Below are 21469 nucleotides of genomic sequence, written 5' to 3' on the forward strand. Positions count from 1 at the left end.
GCCACTCCGGCCCGAGTGGCTTGTCCGCCATCGACGGCGTAGGAGTGTCGCCACCGCAGTTGTGTACGAGGACCGGGGTGTTGCCGGCTACCACATAGTACGGGTGGCCTTGCTACGGTGGCTGCGGCGATGTCATGGGGTCGATCTTGGCGGTGAGCTGGGCTTTCGCTCAGCCGCCTGTCGGCGGTTCATCGTTTGTGGGCGGTTTTGACAGCAGCCGTGACAGCAACGTGGGGGCGCGTCGGGCTGCGTGGGGCGACGGGCTGGGGTGTCTACTCGGTCGGTCGTCTGGTGGTGTTGGCGGGCTTCTTCTTCTGTGTGCGGCGGTTGATGAGGCGGTCGACGGCGGTGATGCGGCGGTGCAGGCGGGTGGAGCCGGCGTCGATGGCGGTGGTGTCGATGCGGTGCAGGACGGCGCGGGCGGCGTCGAGGTTGCCGGCTCTTGTGTGGCCTTCGGCGAGCCAGGTTTGGTAGAGGGCGACTTCGCGGGTGTGGTCGTGGTTGTAGCCGGCGAGTGCTCGGGTGAGTAGGGGTTCGGCGGAGGTTGGGGTGCCGAGTTCGATGAGGCAGCGGGCGGCCATGACGTCGATTTCGGTCTGGTTGAGCCAGTACACCCATTCGGGTTCGGCGATACCGTCGCAGTGTTGGTCGTAGGCGTCGTTGACGGCGTCGAGGGCGCGGCGGGTGGTGTCGGTGTCGCGGGCTCGGGCGGCGGCCCAGGCGAGGCGTTCCAGCAGCAGCGCCCGCACGAGCGGGCTGGCGTGCGGGGTGCCGGTGACGGCGGAGCGGGCGATGAGCAGGGCGTCGTCGCGTTTGCCGATGTTGGTGATCTGGTAGGCGAGGCTGGACAGCAGTTGCGCGCCCAGCGCCCGGTCTCCTGCCGCGTCGGCGGCGGTGACGCCGGATAGGTAGAGGCGTTGGGCGTCGGAGTAGTTGCCGGCGTCGCTGGCGACCCAGCCGGCGAGTTGGGCCAGTTCACCGATCACGGTGTACAGCCGTCTACCGGAGGCGTCGGTGTAGGAGGCGGTGCGGGCGAGGTGTTCGGCGTGGTCGAGTTCGGCGCGGATGACGGGAAGCAGGGTGCGGCTGCCGACCGTGTCGTCCAGGTGGCGGAGGTCGATCACCCGGGCTTCCAACGTTCGGATCAGGGTTGCGCCGATGCGGCGGCCGGCGCGTAGGCAGCCGATGGCGGGCGGGCTGTCCAGGAGCCATTCGTGGGTGCGGCGGACCGGGCCGGCTGGGGTGCCGATCGGTACACCGAGGGCATGTTCGTAGCGTTCAACGATATCGGGAGTGGCCTGGCGGCGGCCGGTCTCGACGAGGCTGAGGTAGGGCTTGCTGAAGTGGGTGAGCGCGGCCATGCCGGCGAGGCTGTGTCCGGCGGCTTCGCGGGCGGCTCGCAGGTGGGCGCCGAGGTCGGCGGGGGTGTCTGTAGACGGGGGAAAACCCTCGCCTGCTTCCATGGTCATCTGTCTCCCCTGATCCTGGTGGCAGGCCCAGCGGGGACGTGCATCGAGTCCGAACCTGGCTGGCGCCCGTTTCGGGAGGGCCGGGACCAGGGGTTTGGCGATCGGCACTCGCCTCGACCCCAGTGCTGCGGCCCCGGTCCTCCCACCGTAGCCCACGACGCCGCCGAAAGGGTGTCAGCGATGACGATGCATCTACCAGTTCGTCCGGTATGGACGTGCGCCGTGTGCGGGCAGGTATGGCCGTGCCTGACCCGCAAACGTCAACTGCTGGCCGAGTTCGCCGGCGCGCGGGTATCGCTGATGCTCTACCTCACCCAGTTCTTTGTCGAGGCGTGCGTGGACATGCCCACCACTACCACGGGAACGCTGTATCACCGGTTCTTCGCCTGGCCCTACGAACCAACCGACGCCCCGCCAGGTAGAAAGGGCGCCCCGCCGGGGTGGTAATCCCGGCGGGGCGCGTGCTGTCGGTTGGTGGGGTTCAGTTGTCGGAGTTGGTGTCGTCGTCGGGTTGGTCGGCTTGTAGTGCCTGGTTCATGGACTCGACGGCGTGGCGTTGCAGGCGTAGCCGGACGTGGGAGTAGATGTCGGCGGTGGTGTGGATCTGCGCGTGGCCGAGCAGGTCCTTGATCGTCACCAGGTCCACGCCCTGTTCGAGCAGCAGCGTGGCGCAGGTGTGTCGCAGGTCGTGGGTGCGCCGTGAGGCGCTGAGGTTCGAGTGGAGGTGAGAGACCTTCACCGCTGGCCCTGTCGCAGCAGGGAGGCCCGGATGTAGCGGACGGTGGCCGGGCGGATGTGTTTGCGGCAGCAGTTGCCGATGGCGCAGCAGCGCGGCCGGCGTGCCTTGACCGGGTGGTTCGGGTTCCGTTTGGCGTCCCAGCCCTGCGCGCAGCACTGGCACACGCTTGGCAGCCGGTCGAGGAAGGTTCGCACGTCCCGGACGGTCAGGGTGCCGAGTTTCCGTGCGCCGAGGCCGGGGATTAGGAACCGGCGGACCAGGGATTCGTACGTGACGTACGTCGTGGCGCGGAGCCGGTGCCGGGCGACGCCGGTCAGCCACGCGGTCAGGTAATCGCCGACGGTGAGGTTTGGGTCGGCGGCCACGACCAGGCCCCGGTTCGAGTCGGCCAGTTTCTCGGCGAGCTTGTCGGCTGCCTGGCGGCGGGTGGCGGCGTAGACGTAGATGCGCTTGCGGGTGCCGTCGGCGGTGAGGACGTAGCCGGCGCCGCACCAGCGGCCGTCGGCGCGTTGGAAGATGGTGCCTTCGCCGTTGGCCTTTCTACCGGCCATGGTCGGCCTCCTTGGTCAGTGAGTCGAGGTAGCCGGCCAGGGAGCGGGCGGGAATGCGGCGGCAGCGGCCAATGCGGACCGAGTGCAGCCGGCGGGAGCGGATGAGGTCGTAGACGGTGTGCCGGCCGACTTGCAGCCGGGCCATCACGTCGGAGACGGTCAACAGGTCGGGACTGCTCACATGCCCTCCCCGAGTGGGCCGGTGTAGCGCCAGTCCCCGACGGTGAGAAGATCGGTGGCCGGGTCGACGCCGATAGCTTCGGCGTGGCGGGTCAGCCGCCACCGGCGCCGTTCATCGCGTAGCGCGGCGAAGGTGGTCGAGTAGGCCAGTGACTTGCTGGTGACGTGGCCTCGGTAGCCGAGTTGGTGCGCCCACCGGCGCAACCGCAGCCCTCGCAGCTCGGGCAGTCCGCCGAGCCGCCAGCAGGTCTCCACCAACATCCGCCCGTGCGCGGGGAGCTGGTCGAGGCTGACGCCGGGACGTCGGCCGGTGCCCGAGCACACCCGGCACCAGAGTCGAAGCCCGTCGGCGGGGCGCAGGCCGTCGCCTCGGCACGCGCGGCAGAACAGCGGTGGCACGTCGACGCCGACGGCCTCGGCGGTCTTCGTGGCGTACTTCGCCACGTGCCGGGCCACCACCACGTCACCGGAGGGCAGCGGCTGGATGTCGACCTGCCGGCCCCAGCGCAACACACGCCCGCCCACGACTGCTGTCGCTGGTGTGGTGACGGCGACGACCGGGACCGCCCGGCGGATCGCGGTTTCCAGCAGGTGGCTGGTCGCCCAGGTCGGCGGCGGCGTAGGCAGGCCGTCCGGTCCGTCGAGCCTGACGATCGCGTGGAAGTGGACCACTCCCCGCGCCTGGAACTCGGCGACCTTGGCGAAGGCCACCCGCACCTGCCGGGCAGCCTGCCGCCGGGACAGACCCGCTACAGCCGCGAGCGTGCGGCGTGCCTCGGTGGTGAACCGCGCCCACAGCATCCCGGCGTGAGCGTTGAACAACACCTGCCCCGGATAGTCATAGCCGTCCGGGTCCAACGGGGTGCCGATCAGCGGGTCGCCCGGCAGGTGCCACCGGCCGCACCCGGATTCGTCGGGGTGACAGGGGCGAAGGACGCCGTGCCGGGCGGGGCCGAGGTGTACCGGCCCGAACGACAGCGCGGTCACCGTTACGAACACCCGCGGCCGGGCCACGGTGGTGGGCTCGTCACGGAGCCCGCCGGCGATCAGGTGGAAGGCGTCGAGCTTGTACAGCGTCGAGCACGCCGGACACCGCGCGGCACGCCGGTTACGGCACCGCACCGTGATCGTCTGCTGGTCGCCGGTGTCGGCGAGGACACGGCCGGTGCCGGCCTCGACCAGCAGACCACGCCCGGTCAACCGGATCGGATGCCGGCACACACCGACCCGTCCCTCCACCTCGTGAGCGGCGGCGATGCGGAGCAGGGCGTCGAGGTCGACGCGGTGAGGGGTGGATGGCATCATCGGCGCAGTTCCTCTCAACTTGTGGGAGGGCTGCTTGCGGGGAGAGCGGCGGGGTGTTCTTGGCGGAATGAGCCGCCGCCCTCCCTGTCCTGACCGCCGGGACGGTCCGCCCTGGCAGCATCGGCGAGCAGCCACAGGGGGTCACGGACCAGGTGGGCGGTGTCCGCGGCGATCCGGTCAGCGGTGGCGTCACTGACGTACGGGGTGCGGACCAGCGTGAACCCGGGCCGGCCTTCGGCCACCATCGACGCAACCCCGATGTAGGCGGGGTCCTGCAACCGGCGCGGATGCTCATCCGGGAAGCCGGTGATGTCCGAGCCGAGCACCGCCGTGGCCGCCTCGCTGGTGCGCTGCGCGAAGCTGACCGCTACCTGGCAGTTGTCCCGGATCTTCGTCGGGATCGCATCCCCGGTCGCCTTCTGCGTCGCCAGGATCACCTGGACACCGACGTTGCGGCCCTTGCGCACCAACTCCTCCACCAGCCGGGCCGTCTGCCGCGCCACCGCGTCGCGCTTCTTCGACTCGGCGTCGGTGCCCTTGGACTCGTTGAAGAACGTGTGCGCCTCATCAACCACCACCACAACCAGGGGCCACGAGGCGGACGGGCCGAGATGCCACACGTTCTTCACCCCGAGCACCGCCCGGATACACCGCTGACGGCCCGTCATCAGCTCATGCACCCGCACCAGATGATCACGGACCTGCTCCGGATCGTCCTTCGCCGACAGCCACGCCCGACGGAACAGCCCGTCGTAGTCCGGGCCGCCCTTGCCATCGATCAACACGAACTGCACCGCCGGCGACGGGGCGAGCTGACAGAACCGGGCATTCAGCAGCGAGGTCTTCCCGAAGCCGGCTAGCCCCGCGACCACCGCCCCCGACACCCCGGAGCAACGGATGGTGACCGGCTGCCCGTCAGCGTCGACACCCGCCGACCACGCCTCCAAGGGGTCAACCGTCGCGGCCTGCCCGTCCCAGACGGCCGGTTGGGTCAGCGGGTCGACCAGCAACGCCCGCAGCCGAACCAGACCCGGACGGACCCGCGCCACCCGTACCTGCGGCACCCGCCACGCGTCGATGAGATGCCCGGCCGCGTTCTGGAACTCGACCAAACCGAGCCGGCCGACCGTGGAGGCGTCCACCTCGACACCCCACCGCCGCGCCCGCACCCGGACCGCCGGCACCAGGTCCCGCCGCGCCACCGCCGTCTGCGGCCGAGACGACCACAACGGCGGACGGACGCGCTCGGTCTGCACCAGGCCCACCCGCACGGCAGTTCGCCGCCACGTCCATCGGATCCGCCAGCCGACGCGTATCGCGGGCCGGATCTCGGCGTCGGCCAGCAGATACCGCAGCATGTGCGCGGTCAGCCATGCGACCACCACGACGGCCGCCACACCCAGCAGCACGGCGGGAACCATGGTGAGCAGCCTCAGATGATTCGGATCGATCGTCATCCAGGCTTCACCGCCGTCAACGCCGATGCGCGGAAGATCTGCCACGGCCGGCCGTTCTTCTCCCCCGCCACCAACGTCAGCCCGGTCGCCTTGACCCACTGGCCGATCGCGAGGTCCTTCGGCACCGATGGCTGCGGCACCGACACCCGCAACACCTGCGGGATCCCGCCCTCCGCCGTCAACGCCAGGGGCACCTCCACCAACGGCGCACCCGTAGCGCGGTCCGTGGCGGCAACCCCGTTCTCCTTGTCCTTGAACTGCGGTGTCGCCCCGGCGAGCACCAGCAGTCCCCTACCACCGTCAATCGGCAGTACCAACACGAGCGTTCTCCTTCGTTCGCCCACCACACCCCAACAGCATGGTCACTATGCTTCCTAAGCTTCACGTGACAATCGTGATCTAGTCAAGGGTCTAGCCCAGGAATCTTGGGTAGCCCGTGTAGCTCAATCATGACAACACGACTACGATCAGCACATGCCGCACGACGCCGACGACCGACGCGCCCTGTTCCAACGGGTCGTCGACGACATCGTCGACCAGATCCGCACCGGCAAACTCGCCCCCGGCGACGTGCTCCCCACCGCCCGGCGCATGGCAGACACCTACGGCGTCGCCTCCATGACCGCCCAACGCGCGCTACGCGAGCTGCAACACCGCGGCCTCACCTACGCCGTCGTCGGCAAAGGCACCTTCGTCCACCCCCAGGCACCCCAACGCATCGGCACCGACGCCAACGGCCGCCCCATCGCGGCCACGACCCAGACGCCCGTCATCAGCGACAACCCGGCACTCAACCGACGCCTCGCCCTCTACCTCCTCGAACGCGACCGCATCAGCGGCAAGATCGTCGACGCGTTCATGAACAAGGACACCGCCGCCGCCTGGCAAGCCACCGAAGAACTCGCCACCCTCCAACAGACACACACCGACCTCACCCACGACCTCGCCGCCTACGAAGCCAACCTCGGACGAGCCGCCGCCAGCGAAGCGCCCGAGCCCTCCGAGCCGCCGGCACCGAAGAAACCACGCCGCAACCCCAAGGCATAGCCCAGCAGCCCCGCCACCGACCACTGGGCTAAAAACTGCTTCACCTAATCAAGAACGGCCCGGCCTATCGGCCGGGCCGTTCGCACGCGCCCGCGCAAGCGAACACCCGAACGAGGCGGCCCACGTGCCCGCAACCGTCACGACGGGAGCGGCCACCGAAGCCATCAGGCCGTGACGATCGCTTCACGGCAGCAAGCACCACGATGGTTCCGGCGATCGACGCCACGACGCTACGCGCCGCGCCACCGAGCAACCTTGCCGGCCGCTGGAGTGGATCCAGCCGTATTCACGAATTTAAATACATGCTGCATCTATGACATCACCCGTGACAGCAACCCACACCAACAACCACGCCCGCAGGCGCACGGCGGAGGGAAGTCACTACCATCAGTAATGGTTCCCTCCGCCGCCAATGCGACAAACCACCCACTTGCCAGAGAACCGCCATAAGGATTAGCGGCGGCTGACTCTAATCCGACTTGCGGGAGGCAGCGAGAGCGGTATCTCGTCCGTCACCCAGGCGAATTCAAGCGAGGAAAGTCGTCCCCCTGAAAGCCAGAGGAGCAGCTCGCCAACATAGTTCTCATCTGCATCGTAGACATGGGCATCGACCGGACATGGACCCTCCGCTACGTGCGCAGTAGGCAGATCAGCCGGTATATCGAGGTCAATGCTCGGCGACCCGATCGGCTGCCATTGAGCTGACACCTTTGCTGACTCAAGCTGCGCCCTGAGCTCCGCCACGCCGGGAACGCCGTCGATCAGAATCGCCCGGATGACCTGGTATTCGAGGGCAGTCAGGGGACGAGGGAACTCCTCACCCCGACCGGCCTCTCGACGGATGCTCATCACGACGCTCCAGGGAACTTCGATGGAATGAACGCGGTTCCTATTCGAGGTACACCATTGACCATTGCACCTCGAATTGTCACCGTCTCACCATAAATCTCACGCTGAACCTCGAAAGGCCCCCTCGCAGGAAGCCCGCAGGTGCAGCGCAGGCTATCGGTGATTGCACGCATCGCTTCGGACCTGCCTCCTGCAGCAGTAACAAGGTCTCCGAATCCATGCTTTGCGGGGTCAATCACGTGCTCCAATTTTTGTGGCGTGTTAGCAAGGCCGAATGCCTCATCTAACGTTGACTGACTCAGCGGCGGAGTGCAGCCATTGGTGTTGTGTACGAGCACCGGCGTGTCGCCAGCCATCACATAGTACGTGTGGATGTCGGCGACGGTGAGGTCGTACATGACCTCATGGCCGTAGTAGGGCTCAACCTTGGAGATCGTCACCGGCGTGCCGTCGCTGGTCAGCATGCGCTCGCCAGCGCGTAGCTCGGCGGCGTCGACCCACGCTGACCTGTCCTCGCTCCAGAAGGGGTGGTTCGCCGTGGTCTCGATAGCGGCCAACCCGCCAGCGGTTGACAGTGCGAGGTCGGTGAGCTCCACGTCAAGGTTGATATGGGTGGCAACAACCTCCCGTGGGACTGTCTCGCCGGTTTCGGGGTTGGTGGCAAGTACCTCGTCGCCTGGCTTGAGCTTCTCGATCGGCCGCATTGAGCCGTCAGCCATCAAGACGATGGTGCCAGGCGCGAAGCTGTGGCACCCCTTCTTGAAGTAGACCTTGGCGTTTTCTATCAAGTCACCGAGCAAGTTTTTGATGCGCTTGGCGCGGTTATATCCTTGTTCCCACTTAAGGCCATACTTGACAACGAGTCTGCCGAGGGCGCCACCGCCAATAGCGGAAGTAATAACGTTAATAACAGTATTTACACAGGCACCAACGTCGCCATCAAGGAAACAGTCCAGGCCATCAGTGATGCCCAGATCTTCCATCGCAATCTCGGCCAGCTCCTTGCCGGCATTGATCATTTTTGCCTTGGCGGCGTCTAATTTGCGCTGCCGCTCTCTCTCCGCCGCTGCCGCCAAGGCGGCGAGTCGCTCATCCGCGGACGCTAGCGGATTCTTGTGCGGAGCACGCGTAGAGCGATACCCATCAACGACACTCCACTTATTTCCGTCATAGGTAAGTCTTTGGTCTTGCTCTTTCCAATAGGCTTCCTCTTCGGCTCCACCACCGGTGGCAAGGGGAATGAGCCCGGTGGGGTCCGAGTACGAGATCGGGTTGTTGTTGGCGTACGCGTACCCGTTCATCTGCTGCGGGTCGGTGATGTCGATGATCGGGTCAACGGAGATGAACCGGCCGGTGACCGGGTCGTACTCTCGGGCGCCGATGTTGGTCAGGCCGGTCGTGGAGTCGATGTTTCCGTTGACGAAGCCCTTCTCCGTCGGCCACTCCCCCGACTCGGCGCCGCGGACCTCGCCGAATGGGGTCGTCCGTCGGTGGGTGATCGCACCGGTCTCGTCGACTGTCGCCTGGCCGGTGCCGTGGTGGTCGTTGGCCACATATCGGAGACCGTCCACCTTGCGAACCAGGGTGCTGCCGCCGGGCAACGGGTAGTAGCGGGTCGCCGCCGTGGACCGGGATTGGTGGTCCAGCCGGATTTCCATCTCCGGCAGGTAGAGCGTGGTCGCGTCCGGCTCCTTACGGAGCATCCGCGAACCGTCTACGCCGTAGAGGAAGCTGGTCTTCTTCCCGTCGGCGTCGGTGACCGACTCGAGGTTGCCCTCGGCGTCCCAGACCAGGGTCTGGTCCTCACCGGTCTTCGTACGCTTCGTTGTGTTACCGGTCGCGTCGTACTCGTAGGAGTACAGCCGGTCGCCCTGCGGAGTCTTCTCCGTCATCTCTCGGAGCGTGTGCGGCTGCGCCTCGCCGGCGGCCGGGTAGCTGTAGCTGCGCTCGATCAGTGGGGTGCCGCTGGTCGAGTACTGGGTCTCCGTCGTGCGGTTGCCGGTCGCGTCGAAGGTGTAGGCGTGGTGGTAGGGCGCTATACCGCCCACCCCGGTCACCGACGGGCCACCCGCGCACGGGTCCTCGGCGGTGCTCGCCGACGTCCAGGCCTCCTCCATTCGGCGCAGGTAGTCGTAGGTGAAGCACTGGGTGTCCCGGGTACCGGACGGGTTGTTGGCGATGCTCGAAATGTTGCCGGCCGGGTCGTACGTGTAGCGGGCGTCGATGTCGACGACCGGGGCCATCAGGCGGTCCAGTCGTTGGCGGGTCAGCCGCTTGGTGCCCTGCTCGTACTCGTAGGTCGACCAAACCTTCCGGCTGCCCACCACCGCTTCGGTCTGCAGGACCTCACCGGTGCTGGCGTAGTCGACGTCGGTCACGTAGGCGGCGTCACCCGTCATCGCGGTGACGCGCTGCATTTCGTCGTAGGTGTAGATGATCGGTTCGAAGGGCAGGCCACCCCCGTCGGACCAGGACCTCGACTGGACGGTGCCATCGGAGTTGTACTCGGTGCCGAAGGTGTAGAGGCCGGCGAGTTCGGCGCCGGCGTGCTCCGGCACGGAGATGTAGGTGCCGGCCGGCCGGTAGAACTCGTCATAGATCGAGTAGTAGGTGGCGTACTCGTGCCCCTCGACCCACCGACTTGCCGACGAGATGTGGCCGAGCATCTCCAGGTCGTAGGTCCAGCTGCTCAGCAGCTCACCGCTTTCGGCCGAGCCCTGGTATACGGCGCTCTTGCGACCGATCTGGTCGTAGGTGGTGCTGATCGTCTGGTCCAGGGCGTTGGTGGTGCTGGTGATCCGGTCCAGATCGTCATAGGTGATCGTTGACCTGCCCGCGTCCGGGTCGACCGAGCTGGTCCTCCGGCCAAGTTGGTCGTACTCGTGCGTCCAGACGTTCCCGGCTGGACCGGTGACCGTCTCAAGCCGCCCAGTTTCGTTGTAGGCGTAGGTGGTTGCGTCGAAGTCACCCGACGGTTCGTTGCCCTTGTACTGCCGTAGCTCGGTGGTCTTGCCCAGCGCGTTCGTAATAGTGGTGGTGGGGGTGCCCCCGGCCGGCGGATCCACCGACACCCGGTCACCGCCGTAGGTGGTCGTGGTGCGCCACTTCTCATTGCCCGCGACGGCGAAGATCTCGGCCTTGACCCGATCCGCGCCGTCGTAGACGTAGAGCTTCTGGCCGTTCACGTCACCGTTGACGGCCGGGTAGATCGCGTCGGTGGGTGCACCCGCAACGGTGTAGGTCGCGTAGGCCTTCGCGAGTTGCCCGGTCGCCGTGTAGAAGGTGTCCGCGATCGCGCGAGTGCCGTCCGGACCCTCCGACTGAGCCTGCCGGGGCCGAAGCAGTCCGTCATATAGCTGGTATTCGACGCTGTAGGAGCGGCTCCTCTGCAGCCGCTCGGTCTTGACGGCGACCGGCTTGTCGGTGCGGATCAGATAGGTGTATCGGATGCTCGGGTCGAGGTCGACGCCACCGGAACGGTCCGGCATCCAGACCTTGACCAGCCGACCCAACCCGTCGTATTCCAGCTCGCTTTCCAGACCGTTCTCGTCCACATGCCGCACCGGCAGGCCCCAGGCAGGGGTGTACTCGGTGGTCGTGACGTGCTGCAGCGGATTGGTCAACTTGACCATGGTGGTCAAGTTGTCGGTCTCGGTGTACTCAGTGGTCGTGACCGCGCCCAGAGCGTTGACCGCTGTCAGCGGCCGTCCGTACTCGTCGAAGGTGCCCTCGGACGCGCGTACGTAGGTCGCCGACGTGCCGTCGTGGCTCTTGAGCCGCTCGTTCCGGGTCGGGTTACCCAACGTCGGCGGTTCACCGAACGCCTTGCCGTCGTAACTGGTCCTGTTGTCGGAGATGACCTGCGTGCTGCGTTCGGGAGTGGCGGAGCACGGCACCGCGACCGCCTCCACGCGCGAGACCAGGTTGTGCAGGTGGCTCGTGGGGTTGTCGGCGTAGGTGGTGCGGCTGCACGACTCGTCGCCGGTGACCTCGACATCGCCCTCGTGCTCGGTCTGGGTCACCCGGCCGAAGCTCGTGTCGAAGGTTGAGGTCTGCTTCGTCTCCCGCCAGCCGCCCGCGGCCAACGCGACCAGGTTCCGGGCCGTGGCGGTGTTGACAAACCAGGCCTTCTTACTGCCCCAGCTGTGGGTCTCCGTCGCGGTGTTGTGCCGCCACGAGGTCTCGATCTTCTTACTCACCACCTTGGCGCCGTCGTAAACGATGCTCTCCACCTGGTGGCCGGAGAACTCGTCGTGATCGGTGTGGGTGCCGCCGGTGGAGTCGGTCACGGTGACCGTGCGGGTACCACCGTCCGGATCCTTGTCGCCGTGCATACCCCGCAGGTAGCGGTACTCCGTCTTGGTCGGCTGGACCTGACCGTCACCGGAGGTGACGACCACCCGGCCGTAACCGCGCCAGTCATTCCAGGTCAGGTCCTCCGGGTCGGTGATCCCGTCCGGGTCGGCGTGCCGCCACGCCGCCCCATCCAGATACTGGTAGCGGGTCACCATGTCCGGCGCGCCACCGGTGCGGTCGGTCTCGACGACCTGCTCGACCACATACTTGTGGAACCAGTCGACGATCGGGTCGCCGCTGCCGAGCGGGCTCCACCGCACCGGGTAGCAGCGGCGGGTGCTCTTGCCCGGGGTGGGGAGGTTGGACAGGGTGCAGTCCGGGGTGGCGTAGTTGACATCGATCTGTCCGCCGGTGTCGGTCCAGACCGTAGCCAGTCGGAAACGCACCAGCGGGGCGATGTGGTCACCGTTGCGGTCGATCCGGTTGGGCAGTTGCAGACCCCCAAACTCCACCGATGGCATGGTGATATCCACGCCGGGACCGTAGAGACCCTTGTGGGTGATCTTGTGAAGCCAGAGGGTCCGGGACCCGTCGCCGTTGTCGGTGAGCAGGTGGTCGAGCTTCCAGTGATCCACCGCCGTCCAGTCGGTGCCCTCGCGGATCTCGGTGGTGATGCCGGTCAGCCGGGCCCGGGTCCAGAAGGTCGGGGTGATCTGGTCCAGCGTGCACTTGGTGTTCGCAGCACAGTTGCGGTCGAACGGCACATCAGGCCAGTGCGACGCGGTGTCGGCAGTCAGGTCCTGCGGGTCACAGTCGATGTTCCCGCTGGGCAGACACCGCTCCTTCGTGTCGAAACGGACCCGGGCCGGAGCATCGGTCGTGTAGACCGCCTCGTGCCGCTGCCCGTAGTCGATGCGCTTAAGCCAACCGCCGCGCACGTACGGCGCACCGTTGACGTCAGTGCGCGTGCCCCGCGCATAGTGGTTGATCTCCTGCTGGTAGAAGTAGGAGCTGACGTTGCCGTAGCGGTCCTTGACGTAGTCGAGGCTCCACCGCCACGCCTGGTCACAGTGCGCCGAGGTGAACGTCTCGTCGTAGCACGGTTCACCCTTGTCGTCGCCGAAAACGGGCATCGTCCACGTCGACTTGGTCTCCTCCTTGCCGGAGGTCCAGCCGGGAAGCCGGTTCAGGCCGAAGTAGTACTCGGTCCCGTCGGTGGCGGTGACCTTCCAGTACTCGCCGTTGTTGTCACCGTTGACCGCGCCGGTGAACCGCTCGACCTTCGACCCGTCGTCGTCCGCGAACCGCCAGGTGTCACCGGACTTGACCAGCTCCGTCGAACGCCCGTTGAGCAGGATGGTCGCGTTGTCGTAGGCCCAACACTGGTCGGGGTACTGGTCGTGCCCGTCCTCCGAGCACGGGTTGTATCGACGCTCGATGTGACCGGGCTCGTAGTTGAAGCCCTCACCGATCCACGAGCCCTGGTTGTTCGTCGCCGCCGTCCGGCCGTCGACCGACTGCGAGGAGTAGGCGAGCGTGACCGGTGGTGCGCCACCGCCCGGCACCGGCGGGGTCCGCAGCGGGTAACTCCAGGAGAAACCGCCGGTCGAGGGGGCCACCGACCACTTGGCCGACGGCGCCAGCTTCGTCGCGCTGTAGTCGCCCTGCGACGAGGCGTCGGCGGCGACCATGGCGACCAGCGCACCGGTACGCACCTCGGCGGAGAGCGTCTTCGACACGGTGTCATTGGACGTGGGCACTGGCGCCGCAGCGCACTGCGCCTGCTCGGGAGTGGTCAGGGCACACTCCGGCAGCTGAACCAGCCGCAGCCGCGCTCCGAAATCACCGCCGTAGGCACCCGCGATGCCCGCGTAGCCGAGGCCGAGCCGGACCGTGCCATCGGTGGACCGGCCGTCGTTTCGAGTGACCCGGACGAGCGGACCATCGACCTTCGCTTCTTCGTTGGCGCCGCGGTCGAGCACCTCGACCCGCACCTTGCTGGGAACGGGGTCGGTGCCACGGTCCCGCTCGGCCGACGTCTTGGCCTTCGCGTCGGTCGTCTCCGGTGCCGACGACACCGAGACCGGCAGTCCACCAATGTCGGTGGTCTCGGCCGGCATGACAGCGGTGGCGGCCGGCACGACGGCGGCCTCGGCCGGCACGACGGCGCTGGCGGTGGCGGTGGCGGTGGCGGGGGTGCCGGCGGTGGCGGGGGCGGGGGCGCTGACCGCCGCGGTGGTCGGCACCTTGATGTCCGCGACCCCGGCCGCGGGCCAGGTGACTTCATCTGGTTCGGTGGCTGCCGCCATCACCGCCGGGTTCGCCGTACGGGGCTTGACCGGCAGCGGATCCCGCGTCGGCAGGATCGTCCCCGGGTCCGTGGTGGCGGGCCGGTTCAGGTTCGGCTCCGCCGCGACGGGCGGCGTCGCGACCTGGATGAGGCTGGCACCCATCACGACGGCCACCGCCCAGGCGACCGGTCGCACGGTGCGGCGGTTGAACCGGCCGCGCCGGACCAGATGTCGGGAGAACATCACCCCTCCAAGGGGTCGAGGAAGGTCGGAAGGAAGGCGTGAGGTGTGCTGGGCCCGCCCGACAGGAGGCGGGCCCAGCAGTGGTCGCGTCAGAGTGCGAGTTGCTCGCGGGTCTGCAGGTTGAGCCGCTGGATCAGCACCGGGTCAGCGACCCCGTCATAGACCCGGACGTCGTCGATAGCTCCCGAGAGGTGCTCCTGGAACGAGTCGTCGAGGAACGCCCGGCCCACCTGCACCCCACCGGTGGCGACAAACGGCGACACCAACTCGATAGCTGCACTGAGGTCTCCGTTGACGTACAGCACCATCTCTCGGGTGTAGCCGTTGTAGACGAGCGCCAGGTGGTCACCCTTGCCGATCAACTTCGGCGTCTTGTCGGTGTCCCTGGTGGTCCACTCCGGGCCCACCTCGTCGGTCTCGGTCATGGCCAGCTCCCACACACCGGCCTCGTTGCAGCGCACCACCACCGAGCTACCGTGGCCGCCCTTCTGGGAGAAGGCCGTCATCGGGGTGCCTTCGCAGCTGCTGGTCAGCTTGACCCGGCCGCTGACCGAGAAGCTGCCCGCCATGTCGGCGTTGGTGGGCGTGGTGGCGTAGCTGTCCGCGCTGCCGGTGAGCGCGAGGTGGCCCCCGCCGAGCAGCGCCAACACCGGATGCTTGAAGATCATCGCGCCGGATCCGAGGGTCAGCCCCGCTCCACCGCCGTGCTCCGGGCTGAGCATGTCGGTCTCCGCGTTCAGCCGCCAGTACGCCTTCCGGCTCGGTGGCGTCTTCTGCAGTGAGGTGACCTCGTCGTCGACGATCAGCCGGTCGAAGACGGCGACGTCGGCCATCGCACCCCGCCAGTAGTCGGCGTATCCGCTCTTGACGAGCCGGCGACCGAGCTGGAGCGAACCCCTCGACTTCGTCAACGAACGGCGCTCGGCGACCTGCGGCGCGTTGGCCCCAACCTGGAGTGACATCTCCCTCGTGCCGCCGTCGAAGATCGCCGTGACATAGGTCCACTCCGTGGTCGCTGCCTCGGCGGTCACCTCCCACCGACCGAGCGAGTTGACCTCGGTGGTCGGTACCCAGAAGAACCAGGCTCCGTTCCGCACGCCCAGCGCGAAGCCTGGCTCACCGGTGCCGTCCTGGCTCACCGCCACCTGCTGGCGGGAGGGATCATCGACCTTGAACCAGCCGCTGACGGCGAAACTCGTCGACGTATCCGTCAACACGCTGTCCGCGGTAGTCAGGTAACCGTTGGTGGTCCCGTCGAAGAGGGCTGCTGTGTCGGAGGCGCCACCTGGTCCCTGTACACCGAACGTGACGCCGTCACCAGCGGTCGCGTCGTTGCCGCCGAGCGCGTCGTCCGCCATGTCCTGTCCGGCGACCTCGCCGAGCGCCCAGGCAGCGGTCGGCGGTCGCTTACCCACCCGGAAGGTGCAGGAGGCGATGGTGCTCGATCGGCCGGCCCGGTCAACGGCCTGGACGTTGATGGTCCGAGGGCCTTCCTTGTCCGGGTACCAGTCGGCAAGGGTGACCGGTCCACCGTCGGTGGTGGGCCGCAGCACGTTCACTCCTGGCACGGGGTTGGTGTTGAAGCCGTACCGGTACTCCACCACGTCGGTCGCGGCGGAGTCGAAGGTGAAGCTGCCGGGGATACCGATCGAGCCCAGCCACTCGTCACTTTCGATGCACAGTGGGGCGTCTGTCGTCCCGTTGTCCGCCGCGTCCTGCGGCAGATACACCGCGGAGTCCACGTCCGGCGGGGTCGGGCTCGACTTGTCGTACAGGAACTGACAGACATTGCGGGATCCGTCGCTGCTCCACGGACCCCAGCTGGTGTTGTCGCTGGCCCGTACCTCCCACGAGATGGGCACGTTCTGCGCGATGTCGCTCGGCACCGTGTACGAGAAGACCGATCCGCTGGCCTTCAACGGTGTGGTGTAACTTCGCGACTGCGTCGTCCCGCCGCTCGGCGTCCAGGTCACCTTGAACTGGGCCTTGATCTGCTCGGTGTGCGCCGAGGAGTGGTCCGGGTCCCGCAGCACCGCGTTCAGCCGCGGCGGCACATCCACATAGGGTGCCCCCGCGCCATAGACGCACTGGCCTCCCGGAGACATCGTGAGCTCGTTCGCGTTCGGGATCAGGGGTGCCCGGTTGTACTGGACGGACAGGACGCCGTTGTCGCAGAACCGCTTCGTGTGCACCCCGCTGGTCTCGTTGACCGACCGCAGACCGAGGGTCACGGTGCTCCACCCGTTCTTCGCCGCCAGCTCCACGGCGGCTTTCGCGTTCCACTCCGTGTTCTGGTTGGTGGACGTGCAGCTCGACTGGGTCTTGGTGGGAGAGCTGGTGGCGAGGTGCTTCGCTCCGGACCACCCGGAGCCACCGGGCTGGTTGTTCCAGTTGGTGGCGGAGCTGATCCCGGCTGGCATCAGATAGAGCGCGGCCGCTCGGGGCGTGCTGTTGTAGACGTGCTGCAAGGTCACCCTGAACTCCGCCTTCAGGATCGTTCGACCCGAGTACGGGGTGGCGAGCCGGTAGAACAGCCGCTTGACCTTGGAGTTGAAGCACGAGCTGGGGCAGCGCCCGACTCGTTCGTGCCGCTTGCTGTCGAACTTCCAGTACTCCTCATTGGGATAGCCGCTGTCGACCATCGCCCAGCCGCTGTTGGTGCTGCTCTGCCAGACCGGGTCGATGTAGAGCGGGAAGGACGCCTCCGGATCGGTCAACATGCCCTGATCCGGGGTCAGCGTCAGCATGTTCTCGGCGTATTCCAGCTCGACCGGCGCCACTTTCGACGCGTCACCCGGGCCCTGCACGGAAGCCGCACCAGGGTCGGTCGAGGTGACGCTGGTGCCACTGGAGGAACGCAGGGCCCTGGCGGCCAGCGCGCCACCACCCTCCTGGGGTCCGTTGTCCCACATGGTCGGCGCATCGGCTTGGAGGACCGGGTCGTTGGTGGCCGGGTCCAACGCCACCACGCCCCCCTCCGGGGTTTCCTCGATCGTCAACCCGACAGTGGTGACACCGAGCCGGAGGTCCTGCAGTTCGGGAAGCTCGGCCGCCTCGGGCGTCTTGACCACCAGCACGTGGGAGAAGCCCTCGACCGTCACGTTCGTGACCAGGTCCACGTCCGGGAGCACGTTCGAGTACGTCGCCTGGCTGTCCACCACGACCGGCTCGGGTAGCGGACCGTGCGGCCAGGTCAGGGTCATACTCTTCTGGTCCCGGGTCGCCACCGTCAGCGGCACATCGCCGCCCGGGGAGAGCTGGATGCCGAGCAACGCCGCGCTCGGAGCGTACGAGCCATCCGGCTGGACCACCAGGGTCGCGTCGGCCGGGACCCAGCTGTCGCCCTGCGTCACCCGGACCGGCTGGGTGTAGTCGTTGGCGATCAGCGTCCCGTCCGGCTGCGCGAACACGTCGCGGTACTCCGTGCGTAGCGCCAGCACCTCCACCGGCTGGTCGAGCTCCTTCGCCGCTACCAGCGCCTCCGCCTCGGTGTCCCGGACCGGCTCCTCCGCCAACGCGGCGGTCGGGACCAGCGGCGCCGCCTCATGCGGCTGCACGAACACCATCCCGGCCAACAGGCCGAGCATGCCGGCCGCTAGGCCTGCCCTGAACAGCCCGTCCCGCCGACGCCTGCGACGAACCACGGTACGTTCCTCCCCCGGTGAACTCTGCGTTGTCATGTGTGTCATCACCCGATCGCCGCGCCGAAGGCGGTCCCATCGGCGGGAATTCCGCCCTGACCGGGCTGCCAGGTAGTACTCGGCGACGTCGCACCGTCCGCCAGGCTGGACCAGGCGAATCCGTATACCGCCGGATCGCGATACGGCGTACCGACGTACAACTGGTGGGCAGTGGCCCCCAGACTGACACCGATCAACTCCTGCGTCACGGCGCTGCCGGGCAGGCTGGCGGCGTCGCGCTGGATCGTTGTCGGCGTGCCGATCGGGTCGGCCAGAGCGGGGAACACCAGTACGCGACCCGCGTCGAGCACGTCGCCCGCGTCCGCACCGGGGGCGCCGACGGCCAGGAACATGGTGTCGTTCGTGCCGTCGCTGGCCGGCTCGGTGTTCACCACCGCGACCTCCTCGCCCAGGTAGGCGCCATCCTCCAGGGCCTGGGTGAACGCGGGCAGCTCCGTGAAGGTCGCGTCGGCGGTGACGTGGAACCGTTGTACCAAGCCCGCGTCTGCGACCACGGAGTTGGATTCTTCGACGGTGATGTCCTCACCAGGAGCCCCGACCACCACCAGCGAGTCCGCCTGGTCCGTCGCGGCACCAGCCGGCCGGTAGGGCGCGATCGCAATCGATTTACCGAAGAGGTCGTTGGCCTCTGCCACACCCGACACGTTGGCGACGTTCTGGTGAAGATTTGTCGCCAGTCTCGGGCTGCCCTCGACCAGTTCGTAGCTGCTGAACACGCCGACAGCTCCCGCGAACACCTCAGGGCCGATCGCCTCGCCCGGGGAGCCGATGGCGAAGTGATTGGACGAGGCCGCCACCGCGTAGCCCACACGGTCGTCCTGCTCGACCACGCCCGGGATGAGCTCCCCGGCTTGGAAGAGCACATTGAGACTGCCGCGGAAGTAGTGCGCCACACCGGCGTCGACCGAGCCACCGATGTCCTCGCCCGGGGTCCCGACCACAAGATAGGGCTCCCCGGTCCGGGAAACCGCACCAGCCACGGCGAACCCGAACTGGTCGTCGACCTCGGCCTGCTCGGGAGTGGCACCCGCACCCTGGTGGAAGGTCAGCGACGCGGGCCCCTGCGCGAGTCCGTCTGGCGTGCCGAGCAGGACGTACGTGACGCCCGCATCCTCCGCGGTAGCCAGGTCCTCGAAGGGCACCCCGACCGCGAGGTCGGTACAGCCGTCGTTGTTCGCGTCATACGCCGACACGGAGTACCCGAACTGGTCACCCGCCCCGACCGCGCCCGACACCTGGGAGTTGCCCTCATGCAACGTTTCGACCGTGCCGGCGCCGCCGCCGTATACCAACCGGATGTGGCCCGCCTTGTCCTTGCCCTCGACAGTCGCTTCCGGATCGGCGATTGCGATGTCAGCAACGCCATCCCCGTTGAAGTCGCTGTCCGTACCGCCGACACAGCCGGTCACCGGGGCATCCGTGGTGTATACCTGCATCTCGCAGAACGACGACCAGGCATCGCTGCCGGAGACACCATCGGCGGCCTTCACCCGCCAGCGGTAGATGCCACCGTCCACGAAATCGCCGGCCGGGACCGTCGTCGCCGCCGTGGCACCGGACGCGACGCTGTTGAAGCTGACCGAGCCGACCGGACGGTCGGCATTCATCGCCCACCATTCGAAGGTGACCGCCATCGCCGTTCCATCCCCGTCCGAGACGGTCGCCTTGAACTGCGGGGTGAGCGTATTCACCAGCGGACGGTCCGTGCCCGTCACGCAACTGGTGCTCGGAACGGTCGCGCGGGACTCCACCGTCGGCCACGAGTTGTAGGTCACCGACGCCTTCGGGTCCTGCGAGGGGCTGGCACCCTCCCGGGACCGGAACTGCTTGAAACCGGAGGTGTCCGTCTCGTCGCTCGCGCGGAGCCCCATACCCGCCTGGGTCTTGTTCGCCGTGGCAGCCCGCTGGAAGAAGCTCTGACCGTCAATCGTCGCCCACGCGTCACTACACTCGAACGAACCGTGCGTCGACGTCGAGGTAGCTTCCTTGGTGAACCACTCCGGCTGGTTCGTGAACGTGGTCGTGTAGGTCGACGTCCCCGTTGTCCAAATCTCCCAGGGCCTCGGCGTGCAGGTGCTTGACCAAAAGTTCCAGAACGACACCGTTGACGCGGTGACCTGCTTACCGACGAGCACCGTCGTATCCCAGGTGAGAAACGAGCGCGTCAGTTCCGTCGGGGTGGTCCCCAACAGCCCGACCTGCAGATCGTTCCTCTGGTTCTGATCGCTGGTCACGGTCTCCCGCACGTACGTGTCGAACGTCGTCCCAAGCGGATTGACCGTTGGGTCGATAGTGACCGGATAGACCGTGGAGTCGCTGCGGAGCCAGTCCAGGTCCGGAGTCAGCGTTAGCTCAACGCGACCGCTCCGATCGACAACATCCGTGCGGACCCGCTTTTCGTTGACAGGACTACCAACAATGTCCTTTTGCGCATCCCACATCAGCGGGGCGGGAATGCGTGCCGTCTGCTCACCCGCACGATCCCTCAGCAGGACCGAACCGTCGGCACCACGGGTCGAGGAATCCACACCAGAGCCGGAGAACACGTAGTCAACTTCGCCGACGCTGACCAGGGCAGCCCGGTTCTTGACCACCAGAAACTGCTCGAACCCGAGACGGGTTGCCTCCACCACCAGGTCGACGCCGGGTCGGGCGTCCGGGTAGGTCGCCCGGTTGCCCTCCAACACCGGCGTTGGCAACGCTCCGGACCACCCCATCGCGACCCGGCCCTCATCCAGGACCACCGCGGCGAGTTCGTGCTCGCCCGCGCCCTGGGCACCAGAGATCCAGAGATCGTTCGGATGGGCCGCGGGTCGCACCGAGCCGTCCGGTCCCGCCTGCAGGGTCAGGTCTACTCGGACCCACTTCCCGTCCCGGCGGAAGCGTTGGATGCCGGCGGCGATGTCCGCCCGGAACTGACCTGTCGGCAGTGCGTACACCTCGGTTGTCTCCGAGGTCAGACTCTTCACCTGCACCGGCTCGCCGCTCTCGCGGGCAGCCCGCAGGGAGACCGCCTCGTCGGACCGACTCTCCACGCCACCTGTCACGCCATCCGGTCCCGCAGCCAGAAACTCCGCTGGCTCGCCCGGCACGCTCGCCAACCCGGCCACCGTCAACACGGCGACACTCACCGCCAGGCACGAACGAACGGCGGCCGTCATCCGACGCGCCACAGACCCTCCCCCGCATGATCTTCACGTTTGCGCAGAGGACCTTAGGAGCACCTTTCCCCAAGGCGCAAGAGCAACTACCGAGGGTGAGGATAGAGAGTTCAAAACGGACGATAAGGCTTCTCTAAGCGACGCATTGTAAGATCTGGTTAAATCAGGAGTAAGACAATT

Annotated in this window: 10 protein-coding genes and 1 pseudogene; 2 read left to right on the top strand and 9 right to left on the bottom strand. The window is 67.3% G+C overall.

What is annotated here, in order from left to right; translation table 11 throughout:
• Nucleotides 1-272 precede the first annotated feature (272 nt).
• Nucleotides 273-1469 (bottom strand): helix-turn-helix domain-containing protein, encoded by a 1197-nt coding sequence (locus AC1UKG_RS11225; RefSeq protein ID WP_482641731.1) that lies wholly within the window; start codon nucleotides 1467-1469, stop codon nucleotides 273-275.
• A gap of 180 nt (nucleotides 1470-1649) precedes the next feature.
• Here AC1UKG_RS11225 and AC1UKG_RS11230 point away from each other — a divergent pair, with 180 nt between their 5' ends.
• Entirely contained in the window at nucleotides 1650-1916 is a 267-nt protein-coding gene (locus AC1UKG_RS11230; protein WP_482641732.1) for a flavin reductase, read from the top strand.
• Between the two features lie 34 nt (nucleotides 1917-1950).
• Here AC1UKG_RS11230 and AC1UKG_RS11235 read toward each other — a convergent pair.
• The 5 genes and pseudogenes from AC1UKG_RS11235 to AC1UKG_RS11255 all read right to left on the bottom strand — a co-directional run bounded on the left by AC1UKG_RS11235 (nucleotide 1951) and on the right by AC1UKG_RS11255 (nucleotide 6021).
• Nucleotides 1951-2759: pseudogene (locus AC1UKG_RS11235) on the bottom strand (tyrosine-type recombinase/integrase).
• Nucleotides 2749-2940 carry a helix-turn-helix domain-containing protein gene (locus tag AC1UKG_RS11240; RefSeq protein ID WP_018831733.1) on the bottom strand — a complete coding sequence of 64 codons (192 nt, stop codon included), beginning with the start codon at nucleotides 2938-2940 and terminating at the stop codon, nucleotides 2749-2751. The pseudogene AC1UKG_RS11235 and the gene AC1UKG_RS11240 overlap by 11 nt, the downstream one beginning before the upstream one ends.
• Nucleotides 2937-4244, bottom strand: coding sequence for a replication initiator (locus tag AC1UKG_RS11245; RefSeq protein ID WP_482641733.1), 1308 nt, complete (start codon nucleotides 4242-4244; stop codon nucleotides 2937-2939). Before AC1UKG_RS11245 ends, AC1UKG_RS11240 begins: the two co-directional genes overlap by 4 nt.
• Before the next feature lie 14 nt (nucleotides 4245-4258).
• Nucleotides 4259-5701, bottom strand: a complete 1443-nt coding sequence (locus AC1UKG_RS11250; RefSeq protein WP_482641734.1) for an FtsK/SpoIIIE domain-containing protein — start codon at nucleotides 5699-5701, stop codon at nucleotides 4259-4261.
• A complete protein-coding gene (locus AC1UKG_RS11255) occupies nucleotides 5698-6021 on the bottom strand; it encodes a hypothetical protein (protein WP_482641735.1) in 324 nt (107 codons plus the stop codon). Before AC1UKG_RS11255 ends, AC1UKG_RS11250 begins: the two co-directional genes overlap by 4 nt.
• 154 nt (nucleotides 6022-6175) lie before the next feature.
• On the opposite strand from AC1UKG_RS11255, the gene AC1UKG_RS11260 reads away from it, so the two are divergent.
• Nucleotides 6176-6748, top strand: coding sequence for a GntR family transcriptional regulator (locus AC1UKG_RS11260; protein WP_482641736.1), 573 nt, complete (start codon nucleotides 6176-6178; stop codon nucleotides 6746-6748).
• An 848-nt stretch (nucleotides 6749-7596) separates the two neighbouring features.
• On the opposite strand, the gene AC1UKG_RS11265 is transcribed toward AC1UKG_RS11260, so the two are convergent.
• The 3 genes from AC1UKG_RS11265 to AC1UKG_RS11275 form a co-directional block, all read right to left on the bottom strand.
• The gene (locus AC1UKG_RS11265) at nucleotides 7597-14427 is read right to left on the bottom strand and encodes a polymorphic toxin-type HINT domain-containing protein (protein ID WP_482641737.1); all 6831 of its coding nucleotides are present in this window, start codon (nucleotides 14425-14427) and stop codon (nucleotides 7597-7599) included.
• A gap of 89 nt (nucleotides 14428-14516) precedes the next feature.
• Nucleotides 14517-18014 carry a LamG domain-containing protein gene (locus AC1UKG_RS11270; RefSeq protein ID WP_482641913.1) on the bottom strand — a complete coding sequence of 1166 codons (3498 nt, stop codon included), beginning with the start codon at nucleotides 18012-18014 and terminating at the stop codon, nucleotides 14517-14519.
• A 101-nt stretch (nucleotides 18015-18115) separates the two neighbouring features.
• Complete coding sequence (locus AC1UKG_RS11275) at nucleotides 18116-21289, bottom strand: DNRLRE domain-containing protein (protein ID WP_482641738.1); 3174 nt, start codon at nucleotides 21287-21289, stop codon at nucleotides 18116-18118.
• Nucleotides 21290-21469: the final 180 nt, after the last annotated feature.

The sequence above is a fragment of the Salinispora sp. CH2A1_6 genome, from assembly GCF_056820975.1.